This window comes from Pseudoalteromonas sp. G5_S1_54_S4, from assembly GCF_054968565.1.
The window spans coordinates 23,694-45,545 of record NZ_JBQKUL010000037.1 but is presented as its reverse complement, the minus strand read 5'-3'; the positions used below and the strand labels follow the sequence as shown (position 1 = coordinate 45,545).

The 21,852-nt window shown below is 40.6% G+C and carries 19 protein-coding genes; 15 read left to right on the top strand and 4 right to left on the bottom strand.

The window, feature by feature from the left end; translation table 11 throughout:
- The first annotated feature begins 108 nt into the window (after positions 1 to 108).
- The 5 genes from ACTRWE_RS13975 (at position 109) to ihfA (ending at position 5,639) form a co-directional block, all read left to right on the top strand.
- Complete coding sequence (locus tag ACTRWE_RS13975) at positions 109 to 1,164, top strand: DUF2066 domain-containing protein (protein WP_024603125.1); 1,056 nt, start codon at positions 109 to 111, stop codon at positions 1,162 to 1,164.
- On the top strand, positions 1,164 to 1,874 hold the full coding sequence (gene hda, locus ACTRWE_RS13970; RefSeq protein WP_024603126.1) for a DnaA inactivator Hda: 711 nt from the start codon (positions 1,164 to 1,166) through the stop codon (positions 1,872 to 1,874). Before ACTRWE_RS13975 ends, hda begins: the two co-directional genes overlap by 1 nt.
- Positions 1,875 to 1,956: 82 nt before the next feature.
- Positions 1,957 to 2,937, top strand: coding sequence for a phenylalanine--tRNA ligase subunit alpha (pheS, locus tag ACTRWE_RS13965; protein ID WP_013464600.1), 981 nt, complete (start codon positions 1,957 to 1,959; stop codon positions 2,935 to 2,937).
- 15 nt (positions 2,938 to 2,952) lie between these two features.
- Positions 2,953 to 5,340, top strand: a complete 2,388-nt coding sequence (gene pheT / locus ACTRWE_RS13960; protein WP_350655048.1) for a phenylalanine--tRNA ligase subunit beta — start codon at positions 2,953 to 2,955, stop codon at positions 5,338 to 5,340.
- A gap of 2 nt (positions 5,341 to 5,342) precedes the next feature.
- On the top strand, positions 5,343 to 5,639 hold the full coding sequence (gene ihfA, locus ACTRWE_RS13955) for an integration host factor subunit alpha (RefSeq protein WP_008114070.1): 297 nt from the start codon (positions 5,343 to 5,345) through the stop codon (positions 5,637 to 5,639).
- Between the two features lie 41 nt (positions 5,640 to 5,680).
- Here the strand turns inward: ihfA and ACTRWE_RS13950 are convergent, their stop codons facing one another.
- The gene (locus tag ACTRWE_RS13950; RefSeq protein WP_350655047.1) at positions 5,681 to 6,478 is read right to left on the bottom strand and encodes a DUF2989 domain-containing protein; all 798 of its coding nucleotides are present in this window, start codon (positions 6,476 to 6,478) and stop codon (positions 5,681 to 5,683) included.
- Positions 6,479 to 6,650: 172 nt separating this feature from the next.
- Here ACTRWE_RS13950 and ACTRWE_RS13945 point away from each other — a divergent pair, with 172 nt between their 5' ends.
- From ACTRWE_RS13945 to ccoG, 10 genes are all read left to right on the top strand, one after another.
- Positions 6,651 to 8,093, top strand: a complete 1,443-nt coding sequence (locus ACTRWE_RS13945; RefSeq protein ID WP_350655046.1) for a glyceraldehyde-3-phosphate dehydrogenase — start codon at positions 6,651 to 6,653, stop codon at positions 8,091 to 8,093.
- Between the two features lie 193 nt (positions 8,094 to 8,286).
- The gene (locus tag ACTRWE_RS13940) at positions 8,287 to 9,414 is read left to right on the top strand and encodes a M14 family metallopeptidase (RefSeq protein ID WP_350655045.1); all 1,128 of its coding nucleotides are present in this window, start codon (positions 8,287 to 8,289) and stop codon (positions 9,412 to 9,414) included.
- 374 nt (positions 9,415 to 9,788) lie between these two features.
- Positions 9,789 to 11,291: an alanine/glycine:cation symporter family protein gene (locus ACTRWE_RS13935; protein WP_024603130.1), complete on the top strand. Its 1,503-nt coding sequence runs from the start codon at positions 9,789 to 9,791 to the stop codon at positions 11,289 to 11,291.
- Between the two features lie 123 nt (positions 11,292 to 11,414).
- Entirely contained in the window at positions 11,415 to 11,741 is a 327-nt protein-coding gene (locus tag ACTRWE_RS13930) for a hypothetical protein (RefSeq protein ID WP_013464606.1), read from the top strand.
- A 1-nt stretch (position 11,742) separates the two neighbouring features.
- Complete coding sequence (locus ACTRWE_RS13925; protein ID WP_008114080.1) at positions 11,743 to 12,024, top strand: YeaC family protein; 282 nt, start codon at positions 11,743 to 11,745, stop codon at positions 12,022 to 12,024.
- Entirely contained in the window at positions 12,014 to 14,698 is a 2,685-nt protein-coding gene (locus ACTRWE_RS13920; protein WP_350655044.1) for a DUF349 domain-containing protein, read from the top strand. Before ACTRWE_RS13925 ends, ACTRWE_RS13920 begins: the two co-directional genes overlap by 11 nt.
- 99 nt (positions 14,699 to 14,797) lie before the next feature.
- Positions 14,798 to 15,352: a DUF1439 domain-containing protein gene (locus tag ACTRWE_RS13915; protein ID WP_350655043.1), complete on the top strand. Its 555-nt coding sequence runs from the start codon at positions 14,798 to 14,800 to the stop codon at positions 15,350 to 15,352.
- 64 nt (positions 15,353 to 15,416) lie between these two features.
- A complete protein-coding gene (locus ACTRWE_RS13910; protein ID WP_138563215.1) occupies positions 15,417 to 16,718 on the top strand; it encodes an ABC1 kinase family protein in 1,302 nt (433 codons plus the stop codon).
- 55 nt (positions 16,719 to 16,773) lie between these two features.
- Positions 16,774 to 18,192, top strand: coding sequence for a sigma-54 interaction domain-containing protein (locus ACTRWE_RS13905; protein WP_262977197.1), 1,419 nt, complete (start codon positions 16,774 to 16,776; stop codon positions 18,190 to 18,192).
- Between the two features lie 153 nt (positions 18,193 to 18,345).
- Positions 18,346 to 19,728 (top strand): cytochrome c oxidase accessory protein CcoG, encoded by a 1,383-nt coding sequence (ccoG, locus tag ACTRWE_RS13900; RefSeq protein ID WP_033102667.1) that lies wholly within the window; start codon positions 18,346 to 18,348, stop codon positions 19,726 to 19,728.
- 44 nt (positions 19,729 to 19,772) lie between these two features.
- On the opposite strand, the gene ACTRWE_RS13895 is transcribed toward ccoG, so the two are convergent.
- From ACTRWE_RS13895 to ACTRWE_RS13885, 3 genes are all read right to left on the bottom strand, one after another.
- Positions 19,773 to 20,180 (bottom strand): hypothetical protein, encoded by a 408-nt coding sequence (locus ACTRWE_RS13895; protein WP_290156032.1) that lies wholly within the window; start codon positions 20,178 to 20,180, stop codon positions 19,773 to 19,775.
- 51 nt (positions 20,181 to 20,231) lie between these two features.
- A complete protein-coding gene (locus ACTRWE_RS13890) occupies positions 20,232 to 21,146 on the bottom strand; it encodes a M14 family metallopeptidase (protein WP_024601173.1) in 915 nt (304 codons plus the stop codon).
- A 122-nt stretch (positions 21,147 to 21,268) separates the two neighbouring features.
- The gene (locus ACTRWE_RS13885; protein WP_013464615.1) at positions 21,269 to 21,796 is read right to left on the bottom strand and encodes a helix-turn-helix transcriptional regulator; all 528 of its coding nucleotides are present in this window, start codon (positions 21,794 to 21,796) and stop codon (positions 21,269 to 21,271) included.
- Positions 21,797 to 21,852: the final 56 nt, after the last annotated feature.

Sequence of the window (21,852 nt, the reverse complement as noted above, 5' to 3'; positions counted from 1 at the left end):
GAAAGTTCGACTTAATCAGCAGCTTTAGTCACTGTAAAAATATAATTTTGCTTTGTTAGTGGCTTTGATTTAGGATCAAAACAGTTTAAAACCAAGAATGATTTGCCTGTGTATAGATTATTAATTAGCGCCTTATCCATTTTCTTTTGTGTTTCTGTATCTGCAGTTGAAGTAACTGATCTATATCAAGATATTTTGGTCGTAGAAGATAAATCTCGTGATGCGCGTTTAGACGCTAGTCGCAAAGCGCTTCTTAACGTACTAGTAAAAGTGAGTGGTGATAAAAGTGCAGATGAAAATCAGATAGCACAGCAACGCACCAAAGATATATCTGATTATATGCTGAAATTTGAATACGATGAGCGTATTCCTGGAACGCTTAAGTTACTAGTTAAATTTGAAGCGCGAAAGATCAATGCACTAATAAAAGATCTTAATTTGCCTTTGTGGGGAGCTCAACGTCCACTGGTTGCCATCTGGTTAGGCATTGAAGATAACAGGCAGCGAGAGCTGGTTACTCAAGAGAGTTATCCTCAGTTAGAGCAACTGATTTACGACAAAGCAAGCCGCCGCGGTTTACCGGTTGTTGTGCCTTTACTCGATTTACAAGACAGACGGCTTGTTGGTGTCCCTGAAGTTTGGGGAAATTTTTCTGGGCCTGTAGAAGAGGCATCTAAACGCTACAGTGCTGAGCGAAGTATTACTGCTAGAATGTATCAAGCGTTTAACTCTGATAATTGGGTACTAGATTGGCGCTTTACCAATGATGAAATGTTTGAATCTAACCGTATCACTGGCTATAGACAGCAAATTGTTGCGCAAATGATTGATGATTTAGCACAAGGTTTAGCTGGTGAATATGCGATTGATCCTAATGCTTATTATGAGCAGCGTACTGCCAATTTAACTTTAAAAGGGACTGAGAGCTTTGTTGATATTGAATTGGCTAAGCGCCGCTTAATGAATCTAAGCGTAGTAACTCAAGCTGTTATTTTACGCAAAACACCCGATTCGGTTGAGTTTGAGCTTCATCATACGGGGACTGTGAGTGACCTTAAAAAAGCCCTTGGCCTGGATAACGCCTTTAAAGACTATGTTGATCCTCGTGCTTTTTATCACATAGTTGATGAGCAAAGCCTAGAGTATCAATGGGTTGTAAATTAATGCTAACTCAAGAGCCAATACAAATGGCATTGCCGGTTACTTTACCGGACGATGAAACATTTGCATCCTACTTTGGCGGTGAAGACTCACTCGAGGTAAATCATCTCAAAGATAGCTTTTCTAAGCTTGCTCACTCTTTTCAGTATACCTATTTGTGTGGCTTAGGAGATTCTGGTAAATCTCACTTACTATATGCCACTTGTATTCAGGCACAAGAGCGTGGCTTATCTAATATGCTGCTTTCCATGCGCGAGGTCATTCATTTTGGACCAATGGTTTTAGATGGGCTTGAAGCATTGGATGTATTGTGTATTGATGATGTGCACTTGGTAGCAGGCAATGATGCATGGGAAAAAGCGTTATTTAACTTTTTTAATCGCTTTAATGAGCCCAATAAAATGCTGGTAGTGACTGCCGATTTACTGCCTAACATGCTTAATATTAGCTTGCCTGACTTAGAATCCCGTTTAAAGTGGGGCACTACGTTTCAAATTCGTTCTATGAGTGACGATGATAAAGCACAGGCGCTGGTTAAGCGTGCAAATATGCGTGGGCTTGAACTGAGCGATGAATGTGCGCGATTTTTATTAACGCGTTTGAGTCGTGATATGCGTGCTTTATTGGATGTATTAGACAAATTAGATCACGCATCCATGGCTGCACAACGAAAATTGACTATTCCTTTTATAAAATCAACGCTAAAGCTGTAGTAGGTCTAGAATCTAGACCCTGCTTTCAGTTATCATTAGCTAACTAAATTGTAATCACCTTCTGTGAAAGATCAGGTATCGAATGAACTTAGAAAACATATTAGCGCAAGCACTTGAGGCGGTAGCCAGTGCAAGTGAAATCGCGCAGCTAGAAGAGATCAGGGTTAACTATCTTGGTAAAAAAGGCGAAATTACCAGCTTACTTAAAACGTTAGGTAAAATTGCCCCTGAAGAACGTAAAGAAGCAGGCCAAGTAATTAACCAAGCTAAGCAAGACGTGCAAGTTGCGATTAATGACAAGCGTGAATTGTTAGCAAGTAAAGCATTAGAAGAAAAACTAGCGGCAGAAACAATCGATGTAACTTTACCTGGGCGTGTTATGCCATCGGGTGGTTTGCACCCAGTAACTCGCACCATTGAGCGTATTGAAAGCTTCTTTGGTGAACTTGGGTTTGCTGTTAAATCAGGCCCTGAAGTTGAAGATGATTTTCATAACTTTGATGCGTTAAATATTCCAGAGCATCACCCAGCTCGCGCCGATCACGATACCTTTTACTTTAATCCTAAGTTGGTTTTACGTACTCAAACCAGTGGTGTACAAATTCGTACTATGGAAACTGAGCAACCGCCACTGCGTATTATTTCGCCAGGGCGTGTATACCGTAACGATTACGACCAAACACACACGCCTATGTTCCATCAGGTGGAAGGGTTGATGGTTGATACTGATGTAAGCTTCACTGAGCTTAAAGGTATTTTACATGACTTTTTACGTAACTTTTTTGAAGAAGACATGGAAATTCGTTTTCGTCCTTCATTCTTCCCGTTTACAGAGCCTTCAGCAGAAGTGGACGTGATGGGTAAAGACGGTAAATGGTTAGAAGTATTAGGCTGCGGCATGGTTCATCCTAACGTACTTAAGTCTGTAGGCATCGATCCTGAAAAATACACAGGTTTCGCTTTTGGTATGGGTGTTGAGCGCTTAACCATGTTGCGTTACGGCGTAAACGATTTACGTGCGTTTTTCGAAAATGACTTAAAATTCCTAAACCAGTTCCGTTAAGAGTGAAGAGATAAAATGAAATTTAGTGAAAAGTGGTTAAGAGAGTGGGTAAATCCTGCAATTGATACGCAAGCTCTTTCGGAACAGCTTTCAATGGCTGGTTTAGAAGTAGATGGCGTTGAGCCGGCAGCAGCCAAATTTAATGGCGTTGTGGTAGGTGAAGTGGTTGAGTGTGGCCAGCACCCTGATGCAGATAAACTACGTGTAACAAAAATTAATGTTGGTGGTGATGAACTGCTTGATATTGTTTGTGGTGCACCAAATTGCCGCCAAGGTATTAAAGTTGCAGTTGCCACTGTTGGCGCAGTGTTACCAGGCGATTTCAAAATTAAAAAAGCCAAACTTCGTGGTCAGCCTTCACACGGCATGTTATGTGCGTTTGATGAGCTAGGTATTAGTGAAGAAGGCGATGGCATTATGGAATTGCCACTTGATGCGCCTATTGGTGCCGATTTACGCGAATATTTAGCGCTTGATGACAACATTATTGACGTAGATTTAACACCTAACCGTGGCGACTGTTTAGGTATTAAAGGGCTTGCCCGCGAAGTCGGCGTACTTAACAGTATTGATGTAAATACATTAAGCATTCCAGCGGTAACCCCGACAATTGAAGACAAAGTATCTATTGAGTTGGTTAACGATGATGCCTGTCCTCGCTATTTAGGGCGTGTTATTAAGGGCATTAACCTAGACGCTGAGACGCCATTATGGATGGTTGAAAAGCTACGTCGTAGTGGTGTACGTTCAATTGATCCGGTTGTTGATGTGACTAACTTTGTATTACTAGAGCTTGGCCACCCAATGCATGCATTTGATTTAAATGCGATTGATGGTGGAATTAAAGTACGTAGTGCAACCCCAGGTGAAGAGCTGGTTTTATTAGACGGTAATACGGCTAAATTAAATGAATCGACATTAGTGATTGCCGATCATCATAAAGCGCTAGCCATTGCTGGTATTTTTGGTGGTGAGCAATCTGGCGTTACTGACAAAACAGCTGATATCCTGTTAGAAAGCGCATTCTTTAACCCTGTGGCTATTGCAGGACAAGCACGCAGCTATGGTTTGCACACTGATGCATCTCATCGCTATGAGCGTGGCGTCGACTTTGCACTACAACACGATGCCATGGAGCGCGCTACAGCGTTACTTCTGGAGATTGTAGGTGGTAACGCAGGTCCAATCGTTGAAGCTGTTGCTACAGATAAACTACCAAAAGTAACTGAAGTGCGTTTACGTCGTTCACGTTTAGACCGTGTTATTGGTCATCACATTGACGATGCTAAAGTAACCGATATACTTACGCGTTTAGGTCTTGATGTTAAATTTGACAATGATAGCTGGAGCGCTGATGTACCAAGCTACCGCTTTGATATTCGTATTGAAGAAGATTTAATTGAAGAAGTAGCACGTGTATACGGTTACAACAGTATTCCTAATGTGGCACCAACTGCAAAACTTAAAATGACCACACATGATGAGTCAACTGTTGCACTGAGCCGTTTTCGTAATGCGCTAGTAACCCGTGGCTATCAAGAAGCCATTACTTACAGTTTTGTTGATCCTAAAGCGCAAGCTATTTTACATCCAGAGTGTAACGCATTGGTATTGCCGCACCCAATTTCAATTGAAATGTCAGCGATGCGTGTAAGCTTAATGCCTGGCTTATTGGCATCTGTTGCGTATAACCAAAACCGCCAGCAGCCACGTATTCGCTTATTTGAACACGGCCTTAAGTTTATCAGCGATGAAAGCGCAGAAAATGGCGTTTACCAAGTGCCGGTTATTGGTGGTGTTATTACCGGGCTTGTGCATGGCGAACATTGGGTTGAAGAAAAACGTAACGTTGATTTTTACGACCTAAAAGGGGATGTTGAAGCATTACTTGCTATTACCAACGATGTTAGCCGCTTTGAAATTAAAGCCGAGCAATCAGATGGCCTTCATCCTGGTCAATCAGCCGTTATTTATGTTGATGGAAAAAAAGTAGGTTTCTTTGGTGCATTACACCCTCAGGCGCAAAAATCGTTAGATATCAATAACGCTACTTTTGTGTTTGAAATTGAAATGTCGGCATTAGAAAAAAGAAATTTACCGCAGGCTGTTGGGGTGTCTAAATTCCCATCAAATCGCCGCGACATCGCTATTTTAGTACAAGACAGCGTTAAAATAGGTGATATTTTAAACGTCATCGGAAAAGTTGGCGGAAATCAATTGGTTGACCTAAACTTATTCGATGTGTATAAGGGCAAAGGTATTGAGCCAAATTATAAGAGTTTGGCGATTGCTCTAACACTGCAAGCGGTTGATAGAACACTCGAAGAGAAAGATATCAATCAGGTAGTTGATAACGTGGTGGCCGCACTGGCCGAACAGTTTAATGCATCGTTGAGGGACTAGATATGGCGCTTACTAAAGCCGACATAGCTGAACACCTATTTGAAAAGCTCGGGATCAATAAAAAAGATGCCAAAGATTTAGTTGAAGCGTTTTTTGAAGAAATCCGCTCAGCGCTTGAAAAAGGCGAGCAGATTAAGCTCTCTGGATTTGGTAACTTTGATCTTCGAGATAAGAAAGAAAGGCCGGGACGTAACCCGAAAACGGGAGAAGATATCCCAATTTCAGCACGTCGCGTGGTTACCTTTAGACCGGGGCAAAAGTTAAAAACCCGTGTTGAAGTAGGCACAAGCAAGAAATAAACAAAAAGGCAGCGTAAGCTGCCTTTTTTGTATCTGTTTTATTATTTCCGGGGGGAAATAAACTTTCCTTGATCTATTTGCTGCAAAGTCTGCTCGGCTAACCTATCTAAACTCTCTAAATTCTTTCCTTGTGCTATTAATTGTTGCTCAATTAACAGTATATCAATATGTTCAATACCAGAGAGCTGAGCTATTTTGGCAAAAATATAAGCATGTTTATATTGTTGATGTTTATAAAACAGGCTGATCAAAGACATATATATTTCAGGGTTCGGTTCATTCTTGGCTTTATTCAGCGCTAGCGTGTTGTATAAAAAATTAATCGCTTTATCTTCATCAACCTTAATGTAATAAGACGCTAAGTAAAATTGCATCTCAGCACTTTGTTCAACTTCTGCAGTATGTTCTAAAGCGAGCAAACGTGTTAATGCACTTTCGTCATTGTTTCTTGACCAATGATAATAAAGCAAGCCCGGATGGCTGGTGTGTTTTGTCTGTTGATAAATCCGCGCCATTTCCCTCATGCTCGTTAAGTGGGCACGTCGGCGAGCCGTGGTTTTGCTTTTTAATTTTATGTGCTGAATGTTGGCTGCCAAAGCAATACATTGATTGTAATGCTCAAACGCTTTGAGTAATTGATATTTGTGCTCATCGGTATGTTGTAAAGATTCAAGGTGACGAGAAAAAATAGTATGTTCTCGCTGCGCTTTACAGTGACTATCTTGGTTAAGATCATTACACATGGCAGGCGATTGAACGCAAATATCTTCAACGGTTAAAGATTCTTCACAGCCTGTAAGCAAAATTGCAAAGGCGAGGGTTATGCGCTTAAAAGCCATCCGAGTCTCTCAATTATCAATAAAGTATTATTCTAGCCTAAACTTTAGTCTCTAACAGTGGAGAATAAAATGAGATTAAATTAGAATAGGCCTGCCCGAAGGAATGTGTTGCTCTCAAAATTCGATACATTCTTAGGCTATCCGTTCAAAATTGTTTAATTAGGTAAAAAAAATGACCTCATCTCACGAGTTAGAATACACAAGTAGCTGGCAAGAACGTCAAGATTACGCTGAAAGCATGCAACCAATTATTGGTAAATTGTACCGTAATCGTGGTATTGAAATCGCTGTTTACGGCCGTCCATTAGTAAACTCAAGCACTATAGATATTATTAAGTCTCACAAATCAGTAGCTCAGTTTGAAGGAACTAAACTTCGCCTACGTGAAAGCTTCCCATTCTTAGAAGCTATTAGCAAAATCGAATTAAATTCTGCCCGTATCGATATTGGTAAATTAGCATACAGCTATTTATACACAGATGCTGCGAATGGCCGTTCAGTAGAAGAGTTCGTTAAAGACGAGCTAGCTGAAATTGTTGATTCTGAGCCTAAAGCGCCACGTGACGTAGTACTTTACGGCTTTGGTCGTATCGGTCGCTTATTAGCACGTTTGTTAATTGAAAAATCAGGCCCTTATGCGGATCTAAACCTACGCGCTATTGTTGTGCGTGGTGGTAAAGACGGCGATTTGGAAAAACGTGCAAGCTTATTGCGTCGTGATTCTATCCATGGTCCGTTCAATGGTTCAATTACCATTGATAAAGAGCGCAATGCAATTAAAGCGAACGGTAGCTACATTCAAGTTATCTACGCTAATTCGCCAAGCGAAGTTGATTACAGCGCTTACGGTATCGAAAACGCACTTGTTGTTGATAACACAGGTATTTGGAAAGATGAAGCTGGTCTTGGTCAACACTTAGAATCTAAAGGTGCTGCAAAAGTATTATTAACAGCGCCAGCTAAGGGCAACATTAAAAATATCGTTTACGGTGTAAATAACCAAGATATTTTACCGGAAGACAAAATTGTATGTGCTGCAAGCTGTACAACTAATGCAATAACACCAACATTGAAAGCATTAAACGATCAGTTTGGTATTAAGAATGGTCACGTTGAAACAGTTCACTCATACACTAATGACCAAAACTTAATTGATAACTACCACAAAGCAGAACGTCGTGGTCGTGCTGCGGCACTTAACATGGTTATCACTGAAACAGGTGCAGCAAAAGCGGTATCTAAAGCATTACCAGAGCTTGAAGGTAAACTAACAGGTAACGCAATCCGTGTACCTACACCAAACGTATCGTTAGCTATCTTAAACTTAAATCTTGAAAAGAGCACGACGGTTGAAGAGCTTAATGCGTTTTTACGTGAAACAGCACTTCACTCAGACCTACGTGATCAAATCGATTACACAGCGTCAACTGAAATTGTATCTACCGATTTAGTAGGTAGCCGTTACGCAGGTGTTGTTGATTCTCAAGCAACCATTGTTGATGATAACCGTGTTGTACTTTACGTATGGTACGACAATGAGTTTGGTTATAGCTGTCAGGTAGTTCGCTGTATGCGCGACATGGCAGAAGTCTCATTCCCAAGTTTACCTCGATAAACACATGAGCAATTAAGAAAAGCCAGCACTTGCTGGCTTTTTTAGGTCTGAAGATTTTTAAAGTGAAGCGGTTATGGTACGCTTTATTAAATTGGGTACGCGTTTATACACTTTTAAAGTGCAGTGACACGTATTTACCTCTTGGCTAAATGCCTTAGTCAAAGACACACAGTTAACTAATAGGTTTGTTGTAATGAAAATCAGTAGCAATTTTGACAGTGGTAATATTAAAGTTATTGAAGCCACCGATCCGTTAAATATTCAGTTAGAAATTAATAAAGATTATCAGTCTGAGTTTTATCAGTGGTTTCACTTTCGTCTTGAGACAACGCCTTATCAATTTCATCAGTTAAATATTAATAATCTTGATAAGTCTGCATACCCTGATGGTTGGGTAGACTACCAAGCTGTCGCTTCATACGACCGTCAAACATGGTTCCGTGTACCGTCTTCGTATGAAAATGGCACATTAACATTTGAGCTTGAGCCTGAGTGCAGCAGCGTTTACTTCGCCTACTTTGCACCTTACAGCTACGATCGTCATTTAGACTTATTAGCATGGGCGCAAAGCCAAGAAATTTGCCAACTAGAAACACTAGGTCAAACGCTTGATGGGCGTGACATGAGCGTGCTTAAAATTGGTCAGCCAAGCGCCGATAAAAAAGTAATTTGGATCACTGCTCGTCAACACCCAGGTGAAACAATGGCAGAGTGGTTTGTAGAAGGCTTAGTACACAAGCTACTTGATGATGAAGACCCTCATGCAGCAGCGTTACTATCAAAAGCGGTATTTTATATCGTGCCAAACATGAATCCAGATGGCAGTGCGCGCGGTCACCTACGCACTAACGCTAAAGGGGTTAACTTAAACCGTGAATGGCAAACACCCAGCATGGAAAACAGCCCAGAAGTTTACTTAGTGCTTAATAAAATGCGCGAAGCCGGCTTAGACATGCACCTAGACATTCATGGTGATGAAGCCATTCCATATAACTTTGTTGCCGGTAGTGAAGGCATACCAAGCTATGATGCACGCCTAAAAGGCCTAGAAGATAGCTTTAAAGCCGCGCTTTTAACTATTACTCCAGAGTTTCAAGATACGCATGGCTACGATAAAGACGAACCAGGTCAAGCTAACTTAACAGTAGGTTCATCAGCGACAGCAGAAGAATTTAAAGCACTGACTTACACAGTAGAAATGCCATTTAAAGATAATAATGACTTACCCGATCCAGATTATGGTTGGTCAGATCGTCGTTCATATCAATTTGGACAAGATACTTTAGCAGCCATTGTTAATGTTGTAGACAACTTAAGATAAAACGTTTGTTTCAAAGGGTATCAATAATATTGATACCCTTTTTACTTTTAGCTAAACCAACCGCACCAAAAAATAAGAATCATTTACCCACCACAGCACTAAAACGTTTCAATACACCTTCTCGACAGATTTAATACCATATAGTCTAAATCAATTTGCACTTAGTTAAACCTTGTCTTAGCAGGCTCAATATAAATAAACAATAAGCTGTTTTGAAAATTAACTGTTAACAAGGTTGGGCACTTAAGTTAATATCGATTGAACAATAAGAAAAACGGAAAAGATTAACCCCTTATTTCGTAAAGCTTATGACAGGTATTCTGAGTAGCAGAGTATGGTAATTAATAATAATAAATATAACTGTGAGGATGTTCATGGAAGCTTTTGTAAGCGCCGTTAATGATGTTGTTTGGAGTGATGCACTCATCTATTTATGCCTAGGCGCAGGCTTATTTTACTCCGTACTAACTCGATTTGCTCAAGTTAGACATTTTAAAGAAATGTGTAAGCTATTATTTAGCCCTAACACCTCAGAAAAAGGAATTTCATCTTTTCAAGCTCTTGCTGTTTCATTATCTGGCCGAGTAGGGGTTGGTAATATTGCCGGTGTGGCAGCCGCAATTGGTTTTGGTGGCCCTGGCGCTATTTTCTGGATGTGGGTTGTTGCTTTTTTAGGTGCAAGTACTGCATACGCAGAATCAACATTAGGTCAAATTTATAAGTTAGAAGAAGACGGCCAATACCGCGGTGGTCCAGCGTATTATTTTGATCGTTGTTTAGGGCAAAAGTGGCTGGCTGTATTATTTGCTGTGTCGGCAATTATAGCGTGTGGGGTTTTCCTGCCGGGCGTGCAAGCAAATGCTGTGGGCAACGCATTCACTCAAGTATTTGGCGATGGCACTATGGTGTCTACAAGTTTTGGTGACGTAGGTAGTTTTAAACTGGTTGCGTTGGCCATTATTCTAATCGTTTTAGCGTTTATTATCTTTGGTGGTATAAAGCGTATTGCTAATTTTACGCAAATTGTAGTGCCATTTATGGCGCTTGGTTACATCGTACTGGCCTTAATTATCGTATTTTTAAACATAGACAAAGTACCAGGCATTTTCTCGCTTATTATTGGTGATGCATTTACAGCTCAAGCAGGCTTTGGCGCTGCAATTGGCTGGGGTGTTAAGCGTGGTATCTATTCTAATGAAGCCGGTCAAGGTACAGGTCCTCATGCAGCGGCGGCAGCAGAAGTTGATCACCCTGCACAGCAAGGTTTAGTGCAAGCTTTTTCTGTTTATGTTGATACACTTTTTGTATGTACAGCAACGGCATTAATGATTTTAATGACGCAGCAATACAATGTAGTCGGCACTTTGCCAGAAGGGCAGTTTATAATCCAAAATGTGGATGCGGCAACTGAAGTGGGATCAGCAGCATTCACCCAAATGGCGTTGTTTAGTGTATTCGGTAGCTTTGGAGAAGCGTTTGTAGGTATCGCTTTATTCTTCTTTGCTTTTACCACCATACTGGCTTATTACTTCATTGCTGAGACGAATATCGCGTACTTAAATCGCTACTTTAAAGGAAGTATTCCGCTTGTAGTGGTAAAACTTATGATTATGTTTATGGTAGCCTACGGCATGGTTAACAGTTCCGGTTATATTTGGACTATTGGCGACATAGGCGTTGGCTTAATGGCGTGGATCAACATATTGGGTATATTAGCCATTTTCTTTGTCGCTAAACCGGCCTTAACATGTTTGAGTGATTATGAAGACCAGAAGAAAAAAGGTGGCCAAATCACATTTGATCCCGTTAAGTTAGGGATTAAAAACGCCACCTTCTGGGAAAAGCGCCTTGAAAAGCAATCAAAAGACGCTGAATAAACAGACCCTAATAACCTAATATGAACTATTGGGTTAAATTCAAAAAAGACAAAGAGCAATAAAACAAGTACAATGAAAAGCGCCGAGAGGCGCTTTTTTTATGCGTAGTATGGAGAGAGATGTATGGCGATTATTCGTTGCCCCAAATGTGCAAAATCAATTTCAGATAAACATTCGCAGTGTCCACATTGCCAAAGTAACGTTGCTGAATTAAATGCCGAGCAAGTTCAACAACTTCAACGTGAGCAGCGAATTAAAAAGCAGCAAATGTTTATGAACCACTCCTTTTTAGCGCTGATCTTATTTTTAGGTGGCTTCTTTTGTTTGTACTTCCTACAACCTCAAGAAAAAACACTTCAGTGGTATGCGTATACCTCAGCGATAGGCATTGGCTGTATTTGGTACCTTATTAACCGTATTATTTTAGTGACTCTGAAAAAGAAAAAATGACATGAATATTGACAACTTAGTACAGAATATTACTCCAGAATTATTTGAGCGCCTACAATATGGTGCATCAACAGGAAAGTGGCCAGATGGCACACCTTTATCAGATGAACAAAAACAACAAACAGTCCAACTTGTGATGTTGTATCAAGCAAAAGTAGCACAATCAAACGAGCAGTTTACCATTGGTGCAGATGGAGAAATGATCCAAAAAACCAAAGCGCAACTACAAAAAGAATTCAAATCAGATAACGAAATAGCTAGGTTCAGTGAAAATGATCTTTAAACACCTTTTTACACCAAAATGGAAACACCCAAAGCAACAAGTTCGTTTAGATGCGATTGAAAAACTTGATGTGGCACGTGACGTAACAATTTTAAGCACCTTAGCCCTTGAAGACTCATCGGCTGAAATTCGTCGTAAAGCACTGCAAAAAGTAAACGACTTACCACTGTGGTGGAAAGCTTACAAACAAGATCAGGCATTGAAAGATGTTGCTGAACAACAAATCTCATCGGCTGTATTAAACAGTGAAAGTAGCTTGTCGGCGCAGATTAAAAATGAGTACATTGAACGCTTTGCACCGGTTAAAACCCTTGAAAAACTAGCATTTGCTGAAAAAGAATTGCAAGTGAGAGTTAAGCTATTAAAACGCCTAGCTAACCCTAAACTGATTGAAAAAGCCTTTAAAGAAGCAAACGAAGAGCTGCAAAAACAGTTAGTTGATTTAGTCATTACTCAGCAGTTAACTAAAGCACTGTTAAAGCATGCTCAAGGTGAAGCCAAAGTTGCGCTAGAAAGTCATCTTGAAAACGAGCGTTTAGCGCTTGAAATGCCATCGCAAGTTGAAAACGCAACCCGTGTTATTTTAGCCAAGCTTAATGCATTGCGTGATAAAAATGACTACGCCATTGTTGACTCACAAGCTGCAGAACTCATGGCGCAGTGGCAAGCTCTTGAATTAAAATGGCTAAGTGAAGAACATGTAAAAACCCTTGATGCTAAATATATATCAATTACCGATAAGCTTGATGCACACATTGCAACCTTAAAAGCGCAACATGAAATAGAGCAGCAACGCGTAGCGCAGCAACAGCGCCAAGTGTTAGCGTTAGCTACGTTAGAAGCATTAAGTGAAGAAATTGAAAATGCATTGCAACTTGGATTAGAAACCCCAGAGCAAATTCAGCAAGATTGGCTTAATGCAAAAGTAGCACAAGCAAAAGACACACTAGATAAAACGCAATTGATGGCTGATCAGCAATCAAAACAAGTGATTAATAAGCTTGAGCAACTATTTTTACAAGTAGCCAAGTTACCTGAGCTAACTACGGCGATCAAAGAATATAAAATTGCCTACAGTACGCTTATTGAAATAAAACCTGCAGAGCAACTTAGCGATTACGATCAACAGTTAACAGCGTTCAATGACACATTTAAAACTGCACGTAGTCACCTAAATGTACTTAGCACTGATTTACAAGCGTCATTCAAAACTCAGCTTAACAGCCATAAAAAGCAATTTTTAGCCGCAATGAGCGAACTCACTAAGCCGCTTGAAAAAACGCAAAGCCAAGCTAAACGCAAGGCACGTGATGTAAAACGTTTAATTGAAGAAGGGCGCTTTAACGTTGCATTTGGTGTATTTAAAGGCTTCGAAGAGTTATTTAATGCCCTAACTGAGAAATACCAACAGCCGCTGGTTAACTTAAAAGCAGACCTAGAAGCGCAATTAGCCGATGCTAAAGATTGGCAAAAATATGCGGCTGCACCAAAACGTGCAGCACTTTTAGAAGAAGTAACAGCGTTAGTTGATGAGCCGTGTAACGATCCACAACAGCGCGCTGATCAAGTTAAAGTACTTCGCAAGCGTTGGAACGAGCTAGGACGCCTTGATACAGAGCAAGAGAAACAACAGGGCAACGAGTTTGATGAAAAAATTGAGCTTTTATTTGCCCCTTGTCGCAGCTACTTCGCTGAGCAAGAAGTGCAACGTGAAGCAGCAAAAGCAGAGCGCGAGCAATTGATTGCTGATATGAATGCGCTGCATTTACAAGCAACTGATACGGCTGATTTAGATTGGAAACAACTAGAAAGCAACTATAACCGTTTGCAAAAAGCATGGCGAAGTGTGGGTAAAGTTGACCCGAAAACATACCGCGTATTAAACGAGCGTTATAAAGCAGAGCAGCAACAGGTTGTAGCGTCACTTAACGCGTTTCATAAAGGCAATGCCGCACTTAAAAATGAGCTCGTTGAACAAGCACAGCAATTATCACAAAGCGATAATTTAGCAGACGCTTGTCAACAGCTAAAACAGTTACAGCAACAGTGGCAAACCATAGGGTTTGCAGGCTTAAAAGCTGAAAACGCATTGTGGCAAAAATTCCGTCAGTTTAATGATGCAACTTTCACTAAACGAAGCGAAGAATTTGAACAGCAAAAACGCGAACAAAGTGAGTCAGATAAGCTGGCAACAACTGAACTGAATGAGCTTGAAGCAGCATTAAATAGTGTAGAAGGTAAAGCCCAATTACTTGATTTACAAACCAAAGTTAAAGGGTATACACAGTTTAAATCGTTAACCCCTAAAGTGTCTGCTTTGTTATCAGCCATAGATGAAAAGCTGACAGGCTTAGCGGCTAAAAATGAGCAAGCTAATTTAGATGCTTTATTTGTTGCACTTGAGAACAACGAGCCAGTCCCGAGCCAATTCAATGGTACCGTTAAAACAGCATTGAGCTGTGAGCAGCTGCTAACGCGCATGGAAATACTTGCGAGCGTAAGTTCGCAAAACTCAGCGCAAAGAATGGTAGAGCAAGTAGCCATGCTTGATGATAAGCACCGTGGCGAACACGCTGATTTAAATTATTATTTAAAGCAGTTATTAGCACTCAGCGAGGGTTCAGTCACAGCTGACACACTAGCAAGGTTAAAAGTTATTTTTGCTGTAAATTAAGCGCAATCACTTTTATCAACTAAAATGAAAAAGCCGCTATTAAAGCGGCTTTTTATTATGGCTACTTACTGCCTATACGATTAACCAATAGGGTTTTGCATGAAAATTTTTGTTTTTATTTCACTACTATTTTTAACTGCCTGTAACAGTACGCAGGGTATTTCGGTTTATTCATTTACAAATTCAGAGGTTGAGTCGTTACTAAATAAAGAGTTACCTAAATTAAGTGAAAAAGTTAGCCTGATGGGCTTACCTGTGCAGTTTGATGTGAATGATTTAAGCGTTAATATTGGCCCAGATAATAGTGATTATGTTTTATTAGGTGCAGATTCTAGCGCCGAGATTAATGCTTTTGCATTAAAGTACCCAGTGCGCTTAAAGCTGCAAATACAGGGTACCCCTTTTTATGACAGCGAGAAAAAAGCGGTATTTTTACGTAATGTTAAGTTACTCGACTCAAGCATTGATGCGGGTGGCTTTAAAGGTAATTTAGAAGTGCTGGATAACGAGGCCATGGATGTAATGAATGCCTTTTTAGCCGTTAACCCCGTTTATAAGTTAAATATGAAGGATCCTAAAATGGCATTATTAAGTAATTTACCTTTAGATTTAAAAGTAGTGGAAGGCGCTATTAAGCTAGTCCCTCGGTTATAATTTAGATCCAATAGGCGTAATAAAACGTATTAGTTGACCTTATTATTAATAGATTAGGTTAATTATGGCTAATGAGCGATCCGTTCCCACATCTCGACTTTCACGTTTTGCAAAGTTAGGCTCATTAGCCACTGGCGTCGCCACGAATATGTTAGTGGGCGGGGCTAAAAGTGCGCTTTCTGGTAAAGGCTGGGATAATAAAAGCTTATTGCTTCAGCCTAAAAATATTGAAAACCTAGCCACTCAACTCTCACACCTGCGCGGTGCGGCAATGAAGCTTGGGCAGCTGCTTTCAATGGATGCTGGCGACTTACTAACCCCCGAACTTGCTCAATTGCTGTCTTTATTGCGCTCCGATGCCAACCCGATGCCACACAAACAACTGGTTAGTGTTTTAAAAGAGCAGTGGGGAGAGGATTGGTTATCGCGTTTTTCTCATATTGAGCTTAGGCCGTTTGCGGCGGCGTCCATTGGTCAGGTTCATTTAGCTTATAAAGAAAATGGCGCGCAGCTGGCAGTTAAAATTCAATACCCTGGAATCGCAAAAAGTGTAGTGAGTGACGTAGATAACGTGATCACTTTACTTACCTTATCGCGGTTATTACCTAAAGAGCTGGATATTAAACCCTTAGTGGCAGAAGCCAAAGCACAGCTATTAGCCGAGGCCGACTACACTCGAGAAGCTGAGTATTTAGCACGTTACAAAAACCTGTTAGCAGATAACGCGCATTTCAAAGTCCCTAGCGTGTATCCCCAGCACAGTACTGCGCAAGTGCTAACTATGGAGTATGTAGATGCCAAGTCTATAGAGGGCATTACATATTTACCACAATCAGAGCGAAGTCGGGTTGCTGAGCAACTGATTGATTTATTTTTTAAAGAAATGTTTGTCTTTAATTTAATCCAAACCGACCCTAACTTTGCAAATTTTCATTACCAACCTGAATCACAAAAAATAGTATTATTTGACTTTGGTGCCACACGAGAAATTACCCCAGCACTAAGTAATGCCTATCTAGCTTTATTTAAAGCTGGTAGTAATAACGATCGTGAGGGGGTGCTCAATGCCGCCACCGATATTGGCTATTTTAAAGATTCGCTCAAAGACAATTACAAAGAAAAAGTGATTGATTTATTTTTAATGGCCTGCGAGCCACTGCGTTATCACGGCGAGTTTGATTTTAAAAACAGCGCGCTTGCTAGCAATATTAAAGATGCTGGCTTGCAGTTAAGTGCACAGTCGCAGCAATGGCATACGCCTCCTGTTGATGCGTTGTTTATTCACCGTAAGCTAGCGGGCTTGTATTTAATTGCAGCACGGCTAGAAGCAAAAATAGATATTAAGGCATTATTTAGCCATTACTAGGTGCTAAAGCAGGAGAGAATTGGCATAATACTCGCGATATTTCGCGAGGTCTGCAATGATAAAAAACTTTTTAAACGATCCTACTTTATTACTTAATGCGGTAGGTGAGGGCATATACGGATTTGATTTATCTGGTAATGCGGTGTTTGTAAATCCAGCGGCAGAGCGAATGACGGGTTGGACAGCCGATGAATTGCTGGGTAAAAAAATACATCAATATCATCATCACAGTCATGCAGATGGCACGCCTTACCCTGCCGATGAATGCCAAATTTACTGCACCATGTTTGATGGTAAACGCCGCGAGGTTAAAAACGAAGTATTTTGGCGTAAAGATGGCAGCGCCTTTGCTGTTGAATATACCTCCACGCCCGTTTATAAAAATAGCCAGCTTATCGGAGCCGTAGCCGTTTTTCGTGATATATCAGCGCAGCAGCGAACCCAAACCGCGCTCCAAGATGCTTTAGCGCAAGTAAAGCATTTAAGCGAGCAGCTCAAAGATGAAAACGACTACCTTACTGCCGAGCTAAATCAAGATTGGCAAGACTCAGGGTTAGTAGGGCGCAGTGATGTATTTCAACGTATGTTGCAGCAAATACAGTTAGTGAGCGAAACCGACAGTACGGTGTTGATACTTGGTGAAAACGGTACTGGCAAAGAGCTGGTGGCACGTAACTTACATAGATTAAGCAAGCGCAATGAGCAGGCGTTTATAAAAGTTAATTGTGCGGCGTTTACCCCTAGCTTATTAGAATCGGAGTTGTTTGGACACGAACGAGGCTCGTTTACCGGCGCAAATGAGCGACGTAAAGGGCGTTTTGAACTTGCTGATAAGGGCACTTTATTTTTAGATGAAGTGGCAGAGCTGCCGTTAGAGTCACAAAGTAAATTATTACGAGTATTACAAGAGCGCGAATTTGAGCGAGTAGGGGGCAGCCAAACCCTAAAAGTTGATATTCGTATCATTGCTGCAACCAATCGTAACTTGTGGGAAATGGTACAAGCAGGGCAGTTTAGAATGGACTTATATTATCGTTTAAACGTGTTTCCTATCAAAGTGCCAGCACTAAAAGAGCGAAAAGAAGATATACCTTATTTATGTCAAAACTTAATTGTGCAAATTAACAAGCGGCTAGGTAAGCAATTACAGGGGTTAAGTAACAAAGCTATTAGGCAACTACAAGCCTATGACTGGCCAGGCAATATCAGAGAGCTGCAAAACGTGTTAGAGAGAGAAGCTATTTTATCTACACAGCCCACACTGCAGTTAAGTCAGCCGCTAAAAGCTGGTAATGCGAATGCTGTTAACCCAACGCTTACACTGGATGAGGCGCAAAGGCAGCATATTATCTCCGTACTGATGTTATGTAACTGGAAAATTGCAGGCGAACAAGGCGCGGCAAATAAGTTGGGCTTACCAGAGAGTACGCTTCGCTCAAAAATGCGAAAATTAGCAGTGCATCGTACTCGTTAACTCGCGATATATCGTGTATGTCGTTAAATGTCGCGAATTTTCGCTTTGGTGTTATGTGTATAATCATTTAATATCAATAAGTTAAATTAACTTTCACTGTGGTCTGAAAGTTGCAAAATCGTACTTAATACCCGTCACTATTAAGTAAGTAACATGAAGTTTGATATTAAAGAAGAAGACATGATCATTAAGCCCTACAAAGAAGAAGGGCCGATTTATATACGCGAGCAAAAAGGGTTTTTTCAGCGTATACGCCGTAATTTAGGTTGGCTGCTAATGCTCAGCTTTATCGCCATTCCTTGGATTCAATATAACGGTCAGCAAGCGGTGTTATTGGATGTGGCCACCCAAAAGTTTACTATTTTTGGCCTAACCTTACTACCTCAAGACTTTATGATTCTCGCCATGCTATTTATGGTGGGGGCGTTTGCGTTATTTTTTGTGACTAATTGGCTTGGCCGTGTGTGGTGCGGCTATACTTGCCCGCAAACAATTTGGATGTTGATGTTCTCTTGGGTGGAACAACGTATTGAGGGGACGCGTAACCAGCGTATTAAGCTTGATAAAAGCCCATGGGATATTACCAAGTGGCGTAAAAAAATTACTAAGCACAGTGCATGGCTGGTTATTTCACTCTTAACTGCCACTTCTTTTTTAGCGTATTTTATTCCAGCTAAAACCTTATACCTAGAAATGGTTAATTTTGAATGGTCTGGGATCACCAGTTTTTGGGTGTTTTTATTTGCATTTTGTACCTATGGCAACGCAGGTTTTTTACGAGAAAAAATGTGTACAGTGGCGTGTCCGTATTCGCGCTTTCAATCAGTGATGTTTGATAAAGACACGCTGGTGGTAACCTATGATAGCGAACGAGGTGAAAACCGCGGTCCACGTAAACGTAAAGCCGATCCTAAAGCGCTTAATTTAGGTGACTGTGTAGACTGTAACTTATGTGTTGAAGTATGTCCTGCTGGGATTGATATTCGCAATGGACTGCAATATGAATGTATTAACTGTGGCTTATGTATTGATGCCTGTGACGATACCATGGATAAGTTTGGCTACGAAAAAGGCTTAATTAAATACGCCAGTGAAAAGCAAATGGCGGGGCAAAAAACTAATCCATTTAGGCTCAAGTTAGTGGGCTATGGCGCTTTAACTGCGCTGTTAATTATTTCTATGTTTGCTTGGATGCTACAACGTACGCCTATCGAAGCCTCAGTACTTAGAGACAGAAACGCACTGTATCGGGTAAATTATGAAGGGTTAGTAGAAAACCCTTATACACTCACCATCATTAACAAAACGCAGCAACCTTTGCATTATTCTATTTCAATTAGTGGGTTAGAAGGTGCGAGCTTGCAAAGTCCTAACGCTGTGTTGGTAGAGCCAGGGTTGATGAAAAGTGTTCCTGTAACGGTTACTGCCGATGGATATGATATACCCACGAAGGTGAGTAAGCTGCAGTTTAAAATTACCGCACAAGAGGACAATAGCATTTCAATTACTAAAGAGAGTCAGTTTTATAAAAACTAGCCCATTTGGTTTTTCGTTGACTATACCTCGGTCGTGTAATTGATTTACTCGGCTGAGGTAAGCTGACTTTTTATAAATGCCTTAGCGCTTGGCAAGTCATCAAACAAGCATTCTTGTAAATGAGCGTCACGGCCTGAGCTGTGCATAATACGTTGTAGTTGCCTTATGGCTATGGGAGAGGTGAGTATAAAGGCACTCATTATGCAATTATTTATCCCCATTGTTTGGCTAACATCGATCATATTTTTTTCAGCGTCAGGGGTGGCGGCCACAACGTCGGGCGAGTGGCTAATATAGCCCCAAGGTTGATGTTTAAACGTTGCAATGGTGTCTAACAGAGCGGCTTTAAAGTGATTTAATAACTCAGGGTTTAAGTTGCCTTTAAATTGCGCAATAACAATATTACCCTCAAGATAAAAACTGTAACTGCCGTAATTATTTTTAAATTCCAATAGCCGCTCCTTTGTCTGCACCTTACTATGTGCTGATGAATACCATAACTATTACTTATTAATAATGTAGTCCAACGCACCCGAAATTGCCGCAACTTGCGCTAATATGCACTCTTCAGGGTTGGCCGTTGCACTATCTGGGTAAACTTCCGTGGTTGTAACGTAGGTTGCATCAGATAACCCCATGCATAAACCTAACTCTTTTGCTGCATAGTTTATTACCCCAAATTGTTCTTGAGGTACACCAATTAATTGTTTATTTTCATCGCTTGGAGCGATGTGTGTGACCTTTTCAACACATTCAATAATAGCTTTTTGAAAAGCAGGCTCTGGTTTGTTGCTGTCAGCGACTAAATAAAAACCGTCTGGAATATTCCAATTAGTATTTACTTTACCTTCGCGCGCTGCAAGTGCAGGGCGAAATTCACTGTTATCTGAATCAGTGGTTTCATGCAAATCGATATGCGCGATTAAATCAGTATTTAAAGATTGCACATAATTCATTACCAATGCAGATTCTTGCGCTGGGCTGCCTTCATAAAAAGAACGGTTTGGATCAATTGCCTCTGGGTTCCAGCGGTTTATTGTTTCATAACCCCATGGGCTAATGCAGGGAGTAATCACCAGATTAAATTTCTCTGCGTATTGAGTTGCCAATGTTTTTGCAAACCTTAACGCACCGTGTACTCCGCTGGTTTCGTAGCCATGTACGCCGCCAGTGATTAGCACTGTGTGTTTATTTTTATCAAAGTGTTGGGTTTTTAATGCAAACAAAGGGTAACTGTTTTGAGCATAATTAAGTTCACCATATTGCTCTACAATAAGCGTATCTTTTAGCTCATTAATTAGCGTTAATACTTCATCGTTATAACTACGTTTAATTTTCTGGGCTTCAAGCCATTGGAGTTTATGATTGTTATTCCACTTTTCACCAGGATTGCCAATAGGGTAGGTACTGTTATTCATATTAAACCTTTACGTTGAATTATCTCTGCGGGCTATAGAGCGCATAGACCATAATGACGAAAATAAAGCGTTAGCTTAACGCTGACTAAAATAGCGCGCAAGTATATGCGATAGTCACTGCATTAGTTAATGGCTGAGCTTGAATGCGGATAGTGCCTTTGTTGCATAAAGTCTTCTAAAAACCATGCGGCAAACTCATGTCTGCCCTCTACATCGGCTTTACTATAGATGTCTGATGCTTGTTGGCGTACGGTTTTTTCTTTTGTGTTTCTTAGTGCGCTTATTTCTTTAAAGCTTAAGCCTTTAAGTAATAACATCGCGACTTCTTGCTCGCTACGAGTGAGTGTCCACTGAGAAAACTGCGTTTGTATAACACCACTGTATTGATGACGCGCGTCTTTCATTTCCTGCGATATGTTGTTTAACTGAGTCACAGAACTGTGTAATTCGCGCTTAAGGTTAATAATTTTTTTAGTTCGCGCGTTAATATCTTTAATTAAATACAGAGCACCCAAGGCAGAAATAATCACAATTAAGCTCTCAGTAAAAATATGCCACTGCGGCACCCCTAATTTTAAATCCATGATCACGTCAAAAAAATTTAACACCATGATCACCAATAGCGTTGCTGCGATTATTTTATCTCTCATTAAGTTCTCTAATATCAGTAGGTTAAATTTGCAATGGACATATGTACTGTACTGTC